15 protein-coding genes and 2 pseudogenes are annotated in these 18,487 nt (G+C 62.8%); 16 read left to right on the forward strand and 1 reads right to left on the reverse strand.

Annotation, left to right across the window (positions count from 1 at the left end; translation table 11 throughout):
- The first annotated feature begins 35 nt into the window (after positions 1-35).
- The 10 genes and pseudogenes from CFE428DRAFT_RS25055 (at position 36) to CFE428DRAFT_RS25095 (ending at position 11,877) form a co-directional block, all read left to right on the forward strand.
- The gene (locus CFE428DRAFT_RS25055) at positions 36-521 is read left to right on the forward strand and encodes a hypothetical protein (protein WP_006982478.1); all 486 of its coding nucleotides are present in this window, start codon (positions 36-38) and stop codon (positions 519-521) included.
- A 37-nt stretch (positions 522-558) separates the two neighbouring features.
- Entirely contained in the window at positions 559-1,563 is a 1,005-nt protein-coding gene (locus tag CFE428DRAFT_RS25060; protein WP_006982479.1) for an AAA family ATPase, read from the forward strand.
- Positions 1,560-2,231: pseudogene (locus tag CFE428DRAFT_RS41570) on the forward strand (DUF58 domain-containing protein); the annotation flags it as partial. The gene CFE428DRAFT_RS25060 and the pseudogene CFE428DRAFT_RS41570, both read left to right, overlap by 4 nt.
- A gap of 4 nt (positions 2,232-2,235) precedes the next feature.
- Positions 2,236-2,457 (forward strand): hypothetical protein, encoded by a 222-nt coding sequence (locus CFE428DRAFT_RS39155; RefSeq protein ID WP_202797500.1) that lies wholly within the window; start codon positions 2,236-2,238, stop codon positions 2,455-2,457.
- 6 nt (positions 2,458-2,463) lie between these two features.
- On the forward strand, positions 2,464-4,338 hold the full coding sequence (locus CFE428DRAFT_RS25070; protein ID WP_006982481.1) for a VWA domain-containing protein: 1,875 nt from the start codon (positions 2,464-2,466) through the stop codon (positions 4,336-4,338).
- Positions 4,339-4,492: 154 nt separating this feature from the next.
- Entirely contained in the window at positions 4,493-6,343 is a 1,851-nt protein-coding gene (locus CFE428DRAFT_RS25075) for a hypothetical protein (protein WP_131989598.1), read from the forward strand.
- A complete protein-coding gene (locus CFE428DRAFT_RS25080) occupies positions 6,336-7,289 on the forward strand; it encodes an ABC transporter ATP-binding protein (RefSeq protein WP_006982483.1) in 954 nt (317 codons plus the stop codon). Before CFE428DRAFT_RS25075 ends, CFE428DRAFT_RS25080 begins: the two co-directional genes overlap by 8 nt.
- Entirely contained in the window at positions 7,289-9,082 is a 1,794-nt protein-coding gene (locus CFE428DRAFT_RS25085; protein ID WP_006982484.1) for an ABC transporter permease, read from the forward strand. The genes CFE428DRAFT_RS25080 and CFE428DRAFT_RS25085 overlap by 1 nt, the downstream gene beginning before the upstream one ends.
- A gap of 104 nt (positions 9,083-9,186) precedes the next feature.
- Positions 9,187-10,896 carry a hypothetical protein gene (locus tag CFE428DRAFT_RS25090; RefSeq protein ID WP_006982485.1) on the forward strand — a complete coding sequence of 570 codons (1,710 nt, stop codon included), beginning with the start codon at positions 9,187-9,189 and terminating at the stop codon, positions 10,894-10,896.
- Positions 10,897-10,920: 24 nt separating this feature from the next.
- Complete coding sequence (locus CFE428DRAFT_RS25095) at positions 10,921-11,877, forward strand: ABC transporter ATP-binding protein (RefSeq protein WP_006982486.1); 957 nt, start codon at positions 10,921-10,923, stop codon at positions 11,875-11,877.
- Between the two features lie 221 nt (positions 11,878-12,098).
- Here CFE428DRAFT_RS25095 and CFE428DRAFT_RS25100 read toward each other — a convergent pair whose 3' ends face one another.
- A complete protein-coding gene (locus tag CFE428DRAFT_RS25100) occupies positions 12,099-12,473 on the reverse strand; it encodes a hypothetical protein (RefSeq protein WP_006982487.1) in 375 nt (124 codons plus the stop codon).
- Positions 12,474-12,555: 82 nt separating this feature from the next.
- Here CFE428DRAFT_RS25100 and CFE428DRAFT_RS25105 point away from each other — a divergent pair, with 82 nt between their 5' ends.
- The 6 genes and pseudogenes from CFE428DRAFT_RS25105 (at position 12,556) to CFE428DRAFT_RS25125 (ending at position 18,007) form a co-directional block, all read left to right on the forward strand.
- Entirely contained in the window at positions 12,556-13,482 is a 927-nt protein-coding gene (locus CFE428DRAFT_RS25105) for a hypothetical protein (RefSeq protein WP_006982488.1), read from the forward strand.
- A 10-nt stretch (positions 13,483-13,492) separates the two neighbouring features.
- Positions 13,493-15,052 carry an ABC transporter permease gene (locus tag CFE428DRAFT_RS25110; RefSeq protein ID WP_006982489.1) on the forward strand — a complete coding sequence of 520 codons (1,560 nt, stop codon included), beginning with the start codon at positions 13,493-13,495 and terminating at the stop codon, positions 15,050-15,052.
- A gap of 132 nt (positions 15,053-15,184) precedes the next feature.
- Positions 15,185-15,421 (forward strand): annotated as a pseudogene (locus CFE428DRAFT_RS41340) (ATP-binding cassette domain-containing protein); the annotation flags it as partial.
- Position 15,422: 1 nt separating this feature from the next.
- Positions 15,423-17,066: an ABC-F family ATP-binding cassette domain-containing protein gene (locus CFE428DRAFT_RS40625; RefSeq protein WP_006982490.1), complete on the forward strand. Its 1,644-nt coding sequence runs from the start codon at positions 15,423-15,425 to the stop codon at positions 17,064-17,066.
- 147 nt (positions 17,067-17,213) lie between these two features.
- Positions 17,214-17,576 (forward strand): hypothetical protein, encoded by a 363-nt coding sequence (locus tag CFE428DRAFT_RS25120; RefSeq protein WP_006982491.1) that lies wholly within the window; start codon positions 17,214-17,216, stop codon positions 17,574-17,576.
- A gap of 14 nt (positions 17,577-17,590) precedes the next feature.
- Positions 17,591-18,007 (forward strand): VOC family protein, encoded by a 417-nt coding sequence (locus CFE428DRAFT_RS25125; RefSeq protein ID WP_006982492.1) that lies wholly within the window; start codon positions 17,591-17,593, stop codon positions 18,005-18,007.
- The last annotated feature ends 480 nt before the right edge of the window (positions 18,008-18,487 follow it).

An 18,487-nucleotide genomic window follows, 5' to 3' on the forward strand; every position in this document is an offset into this window, starting at 1 on the left:
GTATTGTTCATCGCTGATAGGATGGTTCCCGATCCATGAACGACAGCATTCTCACCCCTGAACGATTCGAACAAATCCTGCCGCTGGCGACCGCTTGGGCGGAGGAGCAGGAAAAGCACATCCTCGCCTCAGGCGTGCCGCTGACGTCTTCCCAAATCGCCGACGCGCGGGTCCGTCGGCGTGACCCGTCCGGAGCGGGTCCGCCTTTTTGCTATGTCCCATCCATTCCCACGCCGGAACATCCGGTTCTCCGCGCGGCAGGAGAGGCGGCGCGTTTGATCAGCCCCTACACCGCCGGACTCACGCTGCGCTACGGCATCTTCATCCGCAACGATCAGAGCAATGACCGCCGGTTGATCGCCCACGAGCTCGTCCACACCGGCCAGTATGAGCGCCGCGGCAGTGTGCTCGAATTTCTGCGCCAGTATCTGCACGAATGCCTGACCATTGGCTATCCCGCCGCACCGATGGAACAGGAGGCGATCATCGTCTCCGAGCGTCTTCTGCGCCCAGCGAAATGAATCGCGTCGTCCGGTAACTTCTGGAAGGATCCCCACTATGAGCGACCCCACTCAACTTCAGGCCGAGGCCCAGCAATTCCGGACGGATTTTCAAAGACTGCGTGAGGCGGTGGGGACGGTCATCGTTGGGCAGCAACGGGTGGTGGAAGGCGTGCTCACCGCGATCGTGGCCGGCGGCAATGTGCTGCTCGAAGGTGTGCCTGGGCTCGGCAAAACGGAGCTGGTGAAGACACTCGCCCGCGCGCTCACGCTGGATTTTCGTCGCATCCAATTTACGCCCGATCTTATGCCCGCGGACATCGTCGGCACGAACGTGATGACCGCCGGACCGGACGGCCGTTACAACTTCGAGTTCCGCCGCGGACCGATTTTCACCCAGCTCCTCCTGGCCGATGAAATCAATCGCGCGACGCCAAAGACGCATAGCGCACTGCTCGAGACCATGCAGGAAGGCAGCGTCACCGCCGCCGGCTCGACGCATATCTTGCAGCAGCCCTTCTTTGTGCTGGCCACGCAGAATCCGCTGGAACAGGAAGGCACATATCCGCTGCCCGAAGCGCAGCTCGACCGCTTCATGTTCAAGCTCAACGTGCCGTTTTTGAATCGCGCGGAGCTCAATGAAATGGTGCGCCGCACCACGCTCGGCGGCGGCGCCGAGGTGCCGAAGATCATGGACGGCGAACGCATCCTCGCCTTGCGCGCCATTCTCGAAAAGGTGGTGGTTGCCGATCCGGTCCGCGACTACGCCGTGCGGCTCGTGCTGGCCACGCATCCCGATGCCGTGGAAGCGGGGGACAACGTGAAGCGTTTCGTCAAATGGGGCGCGAGTCCGCGGGCCGTGCAGGCGCTCATCCGCGCCGCGCGGGTGCGGGCGCTCGCCGAGGGTCGCGTGCATGTGGCTTTCGAGGATGTCCGCCATTTCGTGCCCGAAGTGCTTGGCCATCGCGTGTTGCTGAATTACGACGGCCTGGCGGAAAACTTGAGCGTGCCGGCACTGGTCATCGAGGCGGGCAAGGCGGTGCCGGAGGAAGCCGCGGCATGACGGGTCCCGCGCCGCAACTGACCTCGCTGCTCACCAACCGCGATCTCGACCGGCTGGCGCGGCTGCGGCTCAAGGTCTCGCGACGCTTCACCAATCGCGGGCGCGGCGAGCATCTCGGCGTGAAGGGCGGCACGAGCACGGAGTTCTGCGACTATCGCGACTACGCGGCGGGCGACGATGTGCGTTTCGTGGACTGGAATATTTTCGCCCGCATCCAGCGGCCCTACCTCAAGCAGTTCCACCAGGAAGAGGAACTGCACGTCGCCCTGCTCATCGACGCCTCGCGCTCGATGCTCTTCGAAGAAAAGTTCGCGTTCGCGCAACGACTGGCCGCCGCGCTGGGTGTGCTCGGTATCCGTGGTGGCGAAAAAATCAGCGCCTATGCGATGGGCACGGAAGGCCCATCCCCGCGGCTCGTCCCGACGCGCGGACGCACCGCGCAGGGGAAGCTCTTCGCGTTTCTGGAAAACATCGAAGGCGGTGGCGAGACGCCGCTGGAGCGGGGAATCGAAGCATTTCTGCGTCATCATAGCGGGCGTGGCGTCGCCGTGATCCTCAGCGATTTTCTTACCGACGGCGACCTGCGGCGTTCTTTCAATCTCCTGCACAATGCCGGCCTGGAGATTTTTGCGGTGCAATTGCTCGGCCCCTCGGAACTCGCGCCCGAGATCAATGGCGACCTGCGTTTCGTCGATTGCGAAACGGCCGCGCATCTCGATATTTCCGCCGCGGGGCGACCTGCTCTCGCTCTACCACGAATACCGGCTGGCCCACGAAGCACAGCTCACCGCGCTCTGCCAGCAGCGGTCGGGGAAATTCCTCTCGATCTCCAGCGCCGAACCTCTCGAGCGCGTGGTCTTCGACATCATGCGCCGCCGCGGCTGGATCGTGTAACGCGCCATGCTCCCCGCCTTTTCATCGCTCGGCAATGCGTGGCTCTTCGCGCTGCTCGTTCCGCTGATCGCCTTCTACTTCCTCAAGCTCAAACGCCCGCGCGTCGCCATTCCCTCGCTGGTGCTCTGGCGCCAGGTGCTCAACGACCAGCGGGTGAATTCTCCCTTCCAGCGTTTCAAGCGCAACCTGCTGCTGCTCCTGCAAATCCTCATCCTCACGCTGCTCGCCCTCGCGGCCATGCAGCCCTTCTTGCGACGCGAGGCAGCGCGGGCGCATCGGCTCCCCGTGCTCATTGATGTCTCGGCGAGCATGGCCGCGCTGGACAAACCGCACGGAAAATCGCGCCTCGACGAAGTGAAGCAACGCCTGCGCGAACGCATCGACGCCCTGTTGCTCGACCAGGAGTTGTGCCTCGTCGCTTTTGGCAAAACCGCCCGCCGCCTCACCGCCTTCACCAACAACCACCGCGAACTCCGCGAAGCGCTCGATGCGCTCACCGTGGAAGATGTGCCCAGCGACATCGAGGAAGCGCTGCGTCTCACCCAGGCCCTCGGTCGCACCGAGCCTTTCGATAAAGTGTTGCTCCTCTCCGATGGCAACCTGCCGACGCAAGCGAACTTCGAACTGCCCTTCGCAATCGATTTCCAAAAGACGCCGCCGGCGGGTCCGAATTTCGGCGTCACGGCATTCAGCGCCCGCCGCGCCCCGGGCGGTCACTGGCAGGTCTTCGTGCAACTCGCCGGCTCCGCGAATGCGCCATCCACGACCGGGGCGCTGGAGCTACGGCAGGGCGACAAGGTCATCGCGCACGAGGACGTCTCCCTCACCAAAGGCAGCGCGCCGCGCCTGACCTTCGATCTCGCGGGTGGCCCCGGCGCGGTGCTCGAAGCGCGGCTGAAGCTCAATGACTTCGACTCCCTCGGCGCCGACGATGCCGCCTGGCTCACGTTGCCCGCTTCGCGTCCGCTGGCGATCTTCGTCCCGGAAAATCTCGCCGGCTACCGCCACGCGCTCGCCGCGTTGGAAGATGTGAACGTCTTCCCGCAGGCCGATGCGCCGACCCCGGCGGCGTTCGATCTCGTCATCAGCGATCACGAAGAGGACCTGGCCAAACCGGCGCGGGTGAAGTGCGTGGTCGGCATCGTCCCGGCGGACGCGCGCGCGCTGGTCACCGTGGAACACAAGAACGCCCAAGCCATCGACTGGCGCCGCGATTCCTCGCTGCTCCAGCACGTCAGCTTGCGTGACGTCGTCTTCATGGATGAGCCGGTGGACAGCAGCGCCACCGCCGAGGATTCGCTCGCCCAGCTCGGTTACGAAACGCTCGCCCAGGGTGAACACGGCCCGCTCATCCTGCAGAAGCGCACGGGCGAAGCGCTCCTCATCTCGCTCCTCTTCCACACCGACCGCTCCACGTTGCCCTATCGCGTCGGCTTCCCGATCCTCGTCGCAAATCTCGTCCAGACCGCCCTGCACGAAAGCGGGCTTGCCGAGGCGGAAGCCGGGCACACCGGCGTGCTCAGCGCGGATGGCTTCGTGGCCAACGCCTCTTGCACGATCACCGGCCCCGCGGATTTTCGCCGCACCGTGCAAGCCGATGCACAAGGCCGCCTGACCGGCATTCCCGCACCACGCGCCGGCGAATACAGCATCACCGCGAGCGGCGGCACCCCGCAGTCCGTTGGCGCCAACCTGCTCTCGGCGAGCGAGACCTCGCTGGCCGCGGTGGATCAATTGCAATTCAACGATCAGCTCACCGTCGCCGCGGTCACCGCGCCGGCGAAGAGCGATCGTGCATTGTGGTGGGCCATCGCCCTCGCCGCCTTCCTCGCGCTGCTCGTCGAGTGGTGGTGGTTTCAGCGTCCCGCACGAACGGTCTAAAATTCATTGCACACCCATGGCGGTTTCGATTGTCACGGCGGGCAGCGGAAGGCGGCGGAACAGGCGGCCAGGGTGGAGCGTCTTCGCGAAATGCCTTTTCATTTTCCTGGGGGCGTTTGGCGCCCTCTCCGCCACGCGGGCTGCCAATTCCCCGGTGAGCGCGGATGTGCAGCCCAGCACGCTGCGTCCTCGTAGCCAGGCCCCCGCGTTCATCGAGATCAAACTCCACTCCGGCGGACGTGGCCTGCTGGAAGGCACCCTCAAGCTGCAGGCCTTCGGCGCGAGCCGGGAACTTTATCGACAGGAAATTCCCGACCTCGTACTCATGCCGGGAGATTCCACCCAGCGCCTGCTCCTGCCACCGCCCGCCTATTATTTCGGCGTGGAAGAACTTCGTCTCCAATTCTCGACGGGTTCCGGATCGTATGATCTCGGCCGCTTCCCGCTCGTTGCGCCCGCGGCTTCCAGTGCGCGGCAGTATGTCATCGCCATCTGCCGCGGGAGTCTCGATGGGAATCCGAATCAATCCCTGACCTGGCGAGCTCTGCGCCCGGAACGGCTCTTCACGGATACGCACAACTATTACCGCCTCACCCCGCAGGCCTCGCCGCTCTGGATCGCGCCAGAGGATTTGCCGACGCCGCCCGGCCTGTGTGCTTTCGATACCGTGCTGCTGGAAGGTGGCGGTCTCGCCGCGCTCGGCGAAAAACAACTCGCCGATCTCACCACCTGGGTGGAAGCAGGCGGCAGCCTCTGCGTTGTCGCGCCTTCGGCTGTCGATGCGCAGCACATCGCTTTCCTCAATAACCTGGCTGCTTCGCCAGGTAATTCCACACCCCTCGCCGGCACGTCCACTGGGGCCGTCGTTCGGTCCACCCACGACGAAGTCACTCCCGCGGCGTCCCCAGCATTTCTTTTTCGCCGGCCGCAACTCGGCTGCTTCGTCCTCGCTTTCCAGGCGCCAACGGATGAAGCCGCCGCGGGCGAATCGGGCTGGGTGAAGGCAACCCACTTCCTCGCGCATTCCGAGGCCACGGATCTCATCGACCCGCAGGCCTACGCGGCGAAGCACTATGGCACGACGAACCGCAACGCGATCGTGGAGCGGTGGCTCATGACGCATCTGCCCCGGTCCACGCGCGTCATCCCGCGTTCGCTCGTTCTCTCGGTATTGACGATCTTTGTCGTCATGGCCGGACCCGGTGAGTGGTTCGTGCTGGGCTGGTTGCGTCGCCGGCGTTGGACATGGTTCACGTTTCCGCTGTTCGCCGTGGCGTGCACCTTTTTCATGGTCCGCGCGGCGGAACACTATCTCGGCAGAGACGACCAGCGCTGCTCGCTGGTCATCGCGGATTTTTCTCCGCAAGGAAAAGCGCTGCGGGAAAGCCGGTTCGACCTGTGGCTGGCCGGCCGGAACAAGGACGCGGTGACCGACGTCCAGCAGTCTTTGGTCATGCCGGGCGGGAGTGGGAATGGCTATTCGATGATGGGCTACAACACCGGGTACTCGCCCTATGCGGTGATGAAGCCGGATCCCCGGCCGATCTATCAGGGGCGCCTCCCCGGGCACTACACGCTTCGTCGCGCGCTCACGCAGTGGACGCCGTACATCCAGCGCTCGTTCACCTTCGCGCCGAAGGGCGCCACGCCGCACTTGCATTGGGAAGCGCTCCAAGAAAGCGCGCCGCCGACGGCGGATTTCTTTTCGGGGAAAAGCGATGCCCAAGCGGAGAAATATGTCTCCGCAAGAATCGGAGCCCAAGGCTGGAAGGTAAGCGTGTTTCGATCTCGGTCCGGCCCTGGTAATTTCAACGGCTACGAGCAGGTGCTCTCCGTGGATCCCAACCTCCCGTGGATGAACGCCCTTTCGCCCGGGCCGCGAGCCGACTTGCTCGACTTGTTGCTCGATTATGGTCCCGGTGACTGGGTCGTTACCGCCCTGCGTGACCAGGGCCCGCAAATTCAGATCGAGCGCTGCGTTTACCATTTCCATTCCAATGAGTGATTCCGCCTCCGAACCGCCCCTCGTCGTCGTCAGCGACTTGCACGTCCGCTATGGAAAAACCGACGCGGTGCGCAAACTCTCCTTCACGATCGGCCGCGGGGAAATCTTCGGCTTCATCGGGCCCAATGGTGCCGGCAAAACTTCGACCATCAAGGTCCTCGCCACGCTTTTGAAACCCTCGCTGGGCACTGCCACGGTGGGCGGCGTGGATGTCGCGCAGCATCCCGAAATCGTCCGTCGCAAGATCGGTTACATGCCGGATTTTTTCGGCGTCTACGAAGACCTCACCGCCTCCGAATACCTGCACTTTTTCGCTGCCGCCTATCACATTCCCACCGGCCAGCGGCCTGGGCTCATCCGCGATGTTCTCGCGCTGACCGATCTCACCGAGAAACACGATGCGCCGGTCGATGGCCTCTCCCGCGGGATGAAGCAGCGGCTGAGCCTGGCGCGTGTCCTCCTGCACGATCCCGAGTTGCTCCTGCTCGACGAACCGGCCAGCGGCCTCGATCCACGCGCCCGCATCGAAATGCGCGAGTTGCTCAAGGAGCTGCAGTCCATGGGCAAGACGATCATCGTCTCCAGCCACATCCTCCACGAGCTGGCGCAATTCTGCTCGCACATCGGCATCATCGAGGCGGGGCGCATGGTGGCCAATGGCTCTTTGCGCGACATCTACCGCGCGCTCAGCTTGCGGCGCATCATCCATCTGCAGTTGGCGAATTCCTCTCCCGAGTTGCTCACCGCCATGCGCGCCCTGCCGGAGGTCGCGGAGGTCGAGGAGCAGCCCGACCGCCTCGCGGTCCAGTTGCACGAGGACCAATCCACACCCGAGGATTTCCTCGCCGCGCTGCACACCCTCGGCGCGCGCGTGCGCATGTTCCAGCCGGATGCCATGGACATGGAGACGGCCTTTATGAAGCTCACGGAAGGAAAGGTCGCGTAATGCCCGACGCCGTGCGCCGTTTTGCCGCCAGCACCGTCGTCCGGCTCTCGATGCCGCTGCTCTGGAAGGAGCTGGCCGAGGGCGCCGCACGTCCGCGCACCTATGTGCTGCGCGTCGTCTATGCCATGGCGCTCTACGGGCTCTTTGCGTTCGCCCTGCCTCGCCTCACCGACAGTAGATACTACAGGGGAGGGCCGTCTTTCCCCTCGAGCACCGAGCTTCTCGGCTTTGGAAGCTGGATCTTCGAGCGTCTGCAGTCCTTCCAATTGTGGGGCATCATTCTCTTCCAGCCGGCGCTCATGTGCGGGCGCATCACGCAGGAAAAGGAACGCGATTCGTTGGTCCTCCTTTTCCTCACCGAGCTGCGACCCTGGGAAATCGTGCTGCAGAAATATATCGGCGGTCTTGTGCCGATGCTCTCCTTTCTCTTCCTCAGCCTGCCTCTCGCGGGTGTGGCTTACGCTCTCGGTGGACTGGAGAGCGCGACGATCGTCGATGTCGCCCTGGGGCTCGTGCTCACCGTCTTGCAAGTCGGCGCGCTGGCACTGCTCTTTTCGGCGTGGTGTCGCACGACGGTTGCGGCGCTCATCTCCACTTATTTTTGGGGGGCGCTGCTCTATTTTATCCCGCCGATTCTTGGGCGGATTATGTTTGTGCTGCTGGGTGGGAGCATCTCTCATTTTCGTTCAGCGCCCTGGCAGGAGGACGAACGTTGGAAGCTATTGAATCCGACGGATGGGATCTCCCTGGCGCGCGGTTTGAACGGGTCTCTCTGGCTCTATTTGCTTCCTTCCATTGGCACGATCCTCCTCTGCCTGGGATTGACTCGCTGGTTTCTTGTGAGACGGGCGTTCGTTCCGCCGAGCAATTTTCTGCCGCGCCTTTTCTCCCGCATCGATCGCTGGATGAAAGGCGTCAATCGTCTCGCCGGTGGTCTCGTGCTCTACCGCGAATCCAGTTCGCTGCCCGTCACGGAGCCGGTTTTCTGGCGGGAAACCCAGCGACGGGTGCTGGGCAAGGCGCACTATCTCGTGCGATTGCTTTGCGCCATCGAAGTGCCGACGGTGTTGCTGCTGATGGCTCTGCTCATGGTTTTCGGCGATGGCTACGAGACGGGTGGGATGCTGGCTTTCGCCACCGCCGTGTTGGTCGGACTGGCCGTGCTCACCCTCAGCACCACGGCCTCCAATAGCCTCGTTTCCGAGCGGGTCGGTCAGACCCTCGATGTCCTGCTCACCACTCCGGTGAGTGCGCGCGAGATTGTGCGGCAAAAGGAGCGAGCCCTGCGCCGGTTGGAATGGGTATTGGTCGTGCCGCTGCTCACGGTTTTTTCCGCGCATGCCTTTTTTCTCACGAGCAGCGATGCCGGCCAACCGTTTCCCAGAGACTGGATTCCGTATCTGGTCTGCTGGGTCCTCACCTTGGTCATTTATTTGCCGATGATCACCTGGCTCTCGCTGTGGATCGGCCTGCGAGTACGCACGCGCTTCCAGGGCATTCTCATCACCCTTAGTGTGCTGATATTTTGGATGGTCGCATTACCATTCACGATCGTCATGACCGCGGGCCGGCTTGGGTTTAATCCCGAGGACAGTATTTGGGCCCTGCTGGCTTCGCCCCTCAGTGTTCCCTTCCTAAACGAGGCCGGTGAACTCCAGCGCATAGCCCACAACTCGAACGAGCCCGACATGATCTGGCAGATCATTCTTATCAACTCCGCTCTTTATGCCGGCATCGCGTTCCTCATTCGGTTCTGCCTTTTCCGGGAGGCGGACCGCTGCCTGCGCCGGTGAAGTGCCCGGAGCGCTCGACTGCCCATCGTATGCAAGCTTGGAACGCACGCCCGTCCTGCGCTAGTCTCGCGACACTCATGGCCGGCCTATTTGTTCCCCGTTGGATGCTTTTCGTGCTGGCTGCGCTTTTTGCCCTGCCCGCTTACGCGCTGGAGGTGCAGCAGACCATCTGGGGCTTCGATGGCCGGGTGGTGCCGGATCGTTTCAATCCGCTCTCCGTCCTCGTGTCCAACCCGGGAAATTCCACCTTCGATGGAGCGGTCTCCCTGGAATCCGCGGATGGCCCCGCGGGAGGCCGCGGCGCGAGCTACGTGCAACCGGTCTACCTCGCGCCTCGTACCTCGCGCTGGGTGCAATTTTTCGTTCGCCCCAGCAACCCGGCCGGTCGGTATCAGCTGCGCTGGGGACGCAGCGTGAAAGAATTCTACGACCTTGATGAACCTCCGAAGATCGGCGCGCCGGCGTGCGTCTGGCTGCGCGATCTGGAGAGTCCCTTCACCGCTGGCGCTTCGATGAAATCCTTTCCCGATCAACTCTTCCCGACGAGTGCGGTCGAGGCGGAGAGTCTCGACGCGGTGGTGCTCGATCATTTGCCAAATTGGGAAACCGCGCGGCGCGAGGCCTTCCTCGAGTGGGTGAAGCTGGGCGGCACGGTGCACCTCCTGCCGAATGTCAAAGGCGAGCTGCCAGTCTTCGGGGAAAATTTAAAGGAACTCGATACCGACAAGATGAGGGTGCACGTCGGCGCGGGGTTGGTCGTTCATCACACGGTCACGTCGCAAGAGATGAGCCTGGATTACCTGGCCCAGCATGGTTATCCCGAGCGCACGATCCAGAATACGAAGGCGCCGCTCGTCTACGATTTCGAGAGCGTCTTTTTCCGCGATCTTTCCTCGATGACCCGGCCCAAGGTGAACTGGACGCTCATCAATCTGCTCATGATCGCCTACGTGGCGGTGATCGGCCCGGTGCACAATTACTATCGGCGCCGTCTGGACTATCGCGTCTCCATCTTCGCCTTCGTCGGTTGCGTGGCGGTCTTCGGCCTCGCGCTCGGCATCACCGGCCGGCGTGGCTACGGCGAAAGCCAGACGGTGCATTCGCTGGCCATTGCCCACTCGATCGGCGGTGGAAAAGTGGACCTCACCCAGTGGATCAGTGCCTTCGCCATCACCGGCGATCGCTACACCCTCACACATCGCGCTCCGGCCAATCTTTACGCGCCCGATCGCTTTGCCGAGGCGGGCAGCGGGCTCATTTTCAATGGCAAGGATGGCTATCTGCTCATGGACATCCCGCTTTATTCGGCGCGGGCCTTTGTCCATCGCGCCATCATGACTGGCGACGACACGGCGGTGACGGTCGAGAAATGGGAGGAGAATCGCGGGTTGCGGAACCTGCGCCTGCGCACCGGTGCGGGATTTCCCAAAAATGCCAGGACCATCCTCGCAGTGTTCGGAAATGACGTCTACGTCCTCGCGCAGAATGGGGGAGTCCTGGAGCTCAGCGATCGGCGACCCGAGCCCATCACCCGCTATCTCGCCCAGGACAAACTCAACTACGGAAACTATTACAACGCCCCGACGAAGACTCATGTCCAGACGGCGGATCTTCTCTCGCCGCTCACACCCCTGCTGGTAGCGCGGGCCCTGGAAGTGCCGGACATTTTCCCGACGACCATCTCGCCGGCGAGGCGTGCGGAGATGCAACTCCTCGTCGCCGCACCCGCGCCGGCCGCGCTGCAACTGCAAGGCAAGGGCTTTGCGCACGAGGACGGCTGGGTGCTTTACGTGCAGGACGTCTTTAAACCCTAAACGCGCGCGCGCCTTCGATTTCCCATGGAAGCTGAAAACGTCATCGACATTCAAAACCTTCGCCACCGCTACAAGACGCATCAGGCGCTCGGCGGAGTCACCTTTTCCGTGCAGCGGCAATCCATCCACGGCTTCGTGGGGCCGAATGGCGCGGGCAAGACGACCACGCTGAAGATTCTCGCCACGCTGCTTCGGCCGCAGATGGGTTCGGTTGGCGTCTTCGGACACGACATCTTCGCCGATCGCAAGGCGGTGCGCCGCCGCATCGGTTTCATGCCTGACCATTTCTCGATGTACCGGCAGATGACCGTCTTCGAGTATCTGGATTTCTTCGGCGCGGCCTACGGCATCGGCCTCAAGGAACGCGACAAGATCATCGGCGACGTCCTCGCGCTCACCGACATGGCCGGGCGCAAGGACGATCTCATCAACGGCCTCTCGCGCGGCATGCAGCAGCGCGTTTCGCTGGCGCGCGTGCTCGTGCACGATCCCGATCTGCTCCTGCTCGATGAACCGGCCAGCGGTCTCGATCCGCGGGCGCGCATCGAGCTCATGGAAATTCTCGGGGAGCTCCGGCGGCTCGGGAAGACGATCTTCATCAGCTCCCACATCCTCAGCGAACTCGCCACGCTCTGCGACCACGTGACCATCCTCGATCGCGGGGAGGTGAAATACACCGGCACGATGCGCGGTCTCACCACCACCGGCGATGACCTGACGATGAACTACCAGCTCACCCTCCGGGCCGAACATCCGGCGACGGGCGAGGCGCTGTCCAGGCTGCCCGGTGTGTCGCGCGTCACGCCGCCGTTGCCGAATGAACCGCGCTATACGGTGACCTTCGATCGCGCGCAGATTTCGCCGAACGTCATCCTGCGCACCGTGCTCGACGCGGGCGGGGAAGTGGTGAGCTTTACCGAGGATGTGAAGCACTTGAACCAGGCGTTCATGGATCTCACCGAACCCGGCGTGCGCACATGAATTCCGCGCTGCTGGCCTTGTTCATCCGTTCGCTCCGCGAAGATGCGCGGAGCCGCGCGACGTACTGGGCCCGCGCCGGACTGGGCTGCTTCCTACTGCTGGTCATGGCCATTTTCGTGCTGCCGGCCCGGGGCATCAATGCCCCCGGCCGGATTTTCTTTTCCGTCGTCATGGGCTTTCAAATCGTGGCCATCTCACTCATGGGGCTGAGTTATTTTTCTTCAGCTATTGCCGAGGAGAAGGAGGAGCAAACGCTCGGCCTGCTGCGCATGACGGGGCTTAGTCCGCTGTCCATCCTCCTGGGAAAATCCACCAGCCGGCTCTGTGGCGCGCTCCTCATGCTCGCGGCGCAATTTCCCTTCACCATCATCGCGGTGACGCTGGGTGGGATTTCGCTGGGGCAGGTCGTGGCGGCCTACTGCGCGATAGGCGCATTCATTTTCCTGCTCTGCAATCTGGCCCTGCTCGGCTCGGTGCTGGGGCGCAGTACCGCCCAGGCCGCGGCCTTTTGCGTTATCGTCATCGGCCTGATCCTCGGCGCGGCGCCATTGCTGAATGGCCTGGAGTGGCTGGCCGTGAACGGGTTCAACCGCCATCTCTCGCTCGATCGGGTGGCCAATGTCATCTGGTCAGCCACGCCGATCGCGCGGCTGACCGAAGTGCTGGAGACCGGTTACCATGGCGGTGCGGTTGGGCTGGCAGGCGGTGATCAATGTCGCCTTTGGTGTCGGTTGCTTCCTGCTGGCCTGGGCGGTGTTCCAGCGATTCTGCGAACGCGAGATCGAAGGTCCGGGCGCGGCCACCCGCGCGGTCGCTTCGGTGATGGTCAACTCCATGGGCGTGCGGCTGCGCGGCCCGCGGGTGCCTCGGCCGTGGCGGGATGCGTTGGCGTGGAAGGATTTCTATTTCCTCTGGGGCGGCCGGGTCGGCTTCATCATCCGCACGCTTGCTTACGGTGGGGCGCTCGCTTTCGATGGCTGGGGCGTGGCGACCCAGGGGACGGCCTTTGCGACCTACAGTTTCGGTGTGCAGTCGTTTCCCCTCATGTCCCTCGCCTTCTCCATCGACCTCTCGGTGATGGCCGCGCGCGTTTTCCGGACCGAGTTGCGCGATCAAACTTTCTCCACCCTCGCCATGCTGCCGTGCGGCGTCCGCGACATCGTCCATCGCAAGGTATGGGGATGTTTCCTCGCCGCGGCGCCGGGAGCGTTCTGTTCGCTCGGCATCCAGATCCTCTTCCTCGCCTTCGTGCCCGACTCCACGCTTTCGGGGACGAATATGTCGACGCATACCATCTGGGGCATTCAGGTGGCGACCAGCTGGCTCGGCAGGGTCTTCGTGATCGTCCTCATCGCCTGGCTCTCGCTCTACATGAAGAGGGGTGCGCTGCCTGCCGGGTGGTTCCTGAGCTTCGTGGCCAGCACGCTCGTCTCCATCATCGCCATGCTCATTCTTACCGCAACCAGCTTCGCCTTCATGCGGGGCAGCCCAGTCTTGATCGTCTATGGCCTGCCCGCCATCACGGCGATCGTGGGTCTGTTCGTGAGCTGGATCCTCTACGTCCAGGGCGTCCAGCGCCTCCAGAGCCTGGCCGGAGAAGAATGATCGCCCGCGCATGAGTTCGCCCCTGCTCGCTCTTTTCGTCCGCTCACTCCGCGAGGATAGCCGTCTCAAATTCACCTATTTCACCCGGGCGGGCTTCGTCACGGTCATCCTGCTGTTCCTTTTCTCCGTGCAATCCGAACGCGGCTGGACGAATGCCCCGGGGCTGCGCTTTTTCGAAACGGTCGTGGTGGTGGATCTCGTCTTCGTGATCCTCGCCGGGCTCAGCTATTTCTCCTCGGCGATCAGCGAGGAAAAGGAGGAGGCGACGCTCGGTCTGCTGCGCATGACCAATCTCAACCCACTATCGATCCTGCTCGGGAAATCGACGAGCCGGTTGTGCACGGCGGTGCTGTTGTTCGCCGCGCAATTGCCCTTCACCCTCCTCGCCGTCACGCTTGGCGGCATCGCGTTGCGGCAAATCTTCGCCGCTTATCTCGCCATCGCGGCGTTCCTCGTCTTCGTCTCGAACCTCGCGCTGCTCGCCTCGGTGCTGAATCGCCGCAGCAGCGGCGCCGCGCTGCTCACGGGAGTGGGGCTGCTCTTTTTCTTCGGCGTGGTGCCGGTTGCGGCGTGGTTCGCCGCGCTGCCTGTTCGGCTCGGTTTACTCGGGTCTGGCAACGGCCTTTCCAATCTATTGGTGGGCTTCGCGAAGCTGGCGGAGGGTGCGTCGCCTTTCATGCGCATGAGCAAAATCCTGGCTACCGGATTTCATGGCGACGTGTTCTCCTTCCAGGTCGCGAGCAATCTCGCGATGGGTCTTGGCTTCTTCCTGCTCTCGTGGGCGATCTTCGAAAAATTTTGCGGCGAGGAAAAAGAAAACGTGCTGCCTCGTGCAGGTGTGGCCCGGTCGCGTGGCAGACGCCGCGCCCTCTTCAGTCCCGGCCGCCCGTGGGGGCTCGCTCTCGCGTGGAAGGATTTCTATTTCACCACCGGCGGGAAGCTCTGGATCCTCATCAAGCTCTTCATTTACGGCACGCCGTTGCTCGTCATTTGCTGCGTGCCGAGCCAGATGGGCGGCCCTCCAACGTGGGAGGATTTCGGCTTCGGCGCATTTTGGATCATGCTCGTCTTCATCTTCGTGGAGCTCGCCTTCGCCGCCTCGAATCTCTTCCGCAACGAACACCAGGAGCAGACGCTTTCCACCCTCGCCATGCTGCCGAGAAGCATGGCGCGCATCGCCTACGAGAAGTTGCTCGGAATTCTTCCCTCGCTGCTCGCGGCCGGGGCATACCTTGCCCTCAGCCTGCCGCTGGTGGCGAAGCCGTTTCTGCGGCACATGAACTCGACCAGCGCGCACGCGGAATTCTGGATGGCCTCCATTTTTATCACGACGCAAAGCCTGCTTTTCCTCCATCTCGTGGCGACCCTCTCGCTCTACATCAAGCGCGGGGCCTTGCCGTTGTCCATCGCGTTGCAATTCCTCCTGTATCTTTTTGCCATGTTTGTTTTTTCGGGGAGTCGAAATGATGAGCCGTTCTTCTATCTTTTGAGTCTGTTTGCACTCGGGGCGGCCGGGTTTCTCCACGTGCATATCGGTTATCGCCTCGAGGCGCTGGCGGCCGAGGAATAGCGAGGGGAAGGCAGAGCATCCAATGGGCCGCGGTGAGCGGTTCTTCTTGGGTAAGAGCGCAAATCGCAGCGATCGCCCACATTGGGTGTTGGATGTTGGGCGTTGGATGTTGGATGTTCTCCCCCTTTCACCATGCCCGATCCCATTGCCAGCGCCAGCGAACTGACCGTTCGCTACAGCACCCATCTCGTTCTCGACCGCGCCACCGTTGCCATCGGCGAAGGCGAACGCATCGGGCTGGTCGGACGCAATGGTGCCGGCAAATCCACCTTCCTGCGCATCGCGGCGGGCGAATTGGAACCCGACTCCGGCCTGTTCACCCGGCGACGCGACCTCATTACCGGCTATCTGCCGCAGGTCTTCACCCTCGATGATGCCGAAACCGTCGAGACCAACATCCGCAGCGGTGCGCAACGCGTGCTCGAGCTCCTCGCCGAATACGAATCCACCCCGCCGGAAAGCCCGCGCGCGGCCCACGTTGCTCGACCAGATCAATCATCACGACGGCTGGGCGCTGGATCACCGCATCGGGAGCCTGGCCACGAATCTCCACGCGCCGCCGCTCGATCGCACCGTCGGCACGCTCAGCGGCGGGGAGAAACGCCGCGTCGCCCTCTGCCGCGCCCTGCTCGCGCGCCCCGATTTCCTCATCCTCGACGAGCCGACCAACCATCTCGACACCGAGAGCATCGAGTGGCTGGAGGATTTTCTCTCGCGCTATTCCGGCGCGTGCCTCTTCGTCACGCACGATCGCTATTTCCTCGATCGCATCGCCACGCGGATGCTCGAACTCGCGCGCGGCGGCTTCGTGAATTACGACGGCAGCTACAACGATTACCTCCTCGCCAAGGCCGAGCGCGAAGCCGCCGAGGCGCGCGTCGAACACAAGCGGCAGATGTTCCTCAAGCATGAGCTGGAATGGGTGCGCCGCGGCCCCAGCGCCCGCCGGACGAAATCCGTCGACCGCATCGAGCGCTATTTCGAAGAAGCCGCCAAGGCGCCGCCGGAGGAGGAGATCGACGTGGATATGATCATCCCGCCTGCGCCGAAGCTGGCGAATCGCGTCATCACGCTGACCGATGTCGGCATGGAACTCGGCGGCCGGATGCTCTTCGATTACGTGAACCTCGATCTCGCCGCCGGCCAGCGCCTGGGCATCGTCGGCCGCAATGGCCTCGGCAAATCGACGCTCCTCAAGATCATCATCGGCCAGTTGACGCCGAGTCACGGCGAAGTGGAAATCGGCGCGCGCACGCAGATCAATTACATCGACCAAAACCGCCTCGCGCTCGACGACGACAAGACCGTGTGGGAGGAAGTCGGCGGCGGCAGCGAGCATGTGCGCCTCGGGGAAGAGAGCATCACTTTGCGCAGCTATCTGCGGCGGTTCCTCTTCACCGAGGACCGCATCAATACCAAAATCTCGCAGCTTAGCGGTGGTGAGCGCAGCCGTATCCTGCTGGCGAAAATTCTCAAGCGCGGTGGCAACGTTCTCATCCTCGACGAGCCGACCAACGACCTCGACCTCGCCACGCTGCGTCTGCTCGAGGAAGCGCTTCTCGCCTTCGGCGGCGCGGTCATCGTCGTCAGCCACGACCGCTATTTCCTCAACCGCGTTTGCACCGATACCCTGGCCTTCGAAGGCGAGGGCGTGGTCACGGTCAACGCCGGCAACTACGACTACTACCGCGAGAAGAAAGCGACACGGCCGATCCCTGGCCAACTCGGCGCAATGAGCAAACCCGCTGAGTCTGCCACCCCGCGCCGTACCGAACGCGCGCGGAAGTTGAGTTACAAGGAAACGCGCGAACTGGAGACCATCGAAGCCGATATCCTCGCCGCCGAAAAGGAAGTCGCGCGCCTTGAAGCGGCCTTCGCCGCGCCCGACTTTTACGATAAACACGGTCACGAATGGCAGGCGCTGGAGGACCAGCTCAAGCAGGGGAAGGAACACGTGACCCATCTCTACGCGCGTTGGGAAGAGCTGGAGGCGATTCGGGCCGGGGCGGCTTAGGGGGCGGTTATCAGTAATCAGTAATTAGTATTCAGTATTCAGTGAGACCAATGCGTCGCACGTTCTGATTACTGATCACTGATTACTGATTACTAAAGGTCCACCCATCCCCCGAGATGCGTATCCGCAGATAGCCTCTCCTCCCTTATGAAGACCACCCTCGCCATCGTCTTCCTCTTTCTCCTCATCTTTTTCGTTTTCATCCTGGTGGCGATGAATTGCGAGCCGAGGGTGCCGGGGCCACAGGTGATCACCATGGCCCTGGAGTGGACGCTCCATCTGATCGGCGCTGCCGTCGCTGTGGCCTCCGGCGTCGCCATGCTCGCCGTGGCCGCGGTCCACGGCTCATTTCAACGCCAGGTCGTTCTCGCGCTGCCCTTGCTCGCCGGGATTTTGTTGATGGCGGCGAATTGGGGCGTGGCCCTGGCCTTCGGCGCAATCGTCACGGTCTGGGTTTTCAAATTCGGGGCACCGGAAATCGAGCGCGGGACTGGTCCCGCGGCGAAGTAATCCACTCCCATGCCATGAGCGTCCAGGTCTACGGCTGCAACCACGTCGCCATCGAAGTCGGCGACATCGAGAAAGGGATCGCTTTCTACCAGGACGTCTTCGGCCTCGAGAAACTCGACTACGGCGAGGGCGACGCATTCTTCAAACTGGGCGAACATCAGTTCCTCGCCATGTTCGAGCGCAAGGGCATGAAGGTCGACGCGAGCAGCAATCATCATTTCGGCATCATGGTGCGCGACGAGAAACAGATCGCCGAAGTCCGGGAAAAACTCGCCGACAAATACGGCCTGAGCCTCATCGAAGGTTTCCGCTGCGACTTCCGCGATCCGTGGGGCAATCGCATTCAGGTCGTCGACCTGCACGACGAATCGCTCATCTGGCTGCTGCCCTATCGCGAAGTGCAGAAAGCCGGCGTGAAGTTCGCGGGTTGAACGTGTCACCGGGTTCATCGAGCCCGGTCGCGCAGCCTGCCAAATACACCTCCTTCCGGCCGTAGAGTGCACCCCACCGGACGAAGCGCCGGGCGCTTTCCCCTTTCGTCCCGTCCGGGCGGGACGACATGTGCGAATCGGAGCTCGCGCGGTTTGCTCCGATCGCGGAGCGATCCAAAGCCGGTAGCCGAGGCTTTCAAGCCCCGGAAAATCGTGGCGAGGGATCGTCGCGGAGCGACGTCGGCCTTCAGTCCCAAAAATAGGGCAATTTCGTCTGAACGATGAAGTGGTCCTGCGATGAAGCTGCGGTGTGGCCCATGTCTCTTGATCACCCATCGAGCAACGCACGGCAAACGTCGCTCCGCGACGACTGCGTTCGCCAAGGTGACCGGGGCTTGAAAGCCCCGGCTACAGGCTTGGATTGCTCCGCGATCTCCTTTCCATCGGCGCTTACTCTTTCAAGAGGTCCGTCGTTGCTAT

Source organism: Chthoniobacter flavus Ellin428 (assembly GCF_000173075.1).
In the GTDB taxonomy this organism is placed as follows: domain Bacteria; phylum Verrucomicrobiota; class Verrucomicrobiia; order Chthoniobacterales; family Chthoniobacteraceae; genus Chthoniobacter; species Chthoniobacter flavus.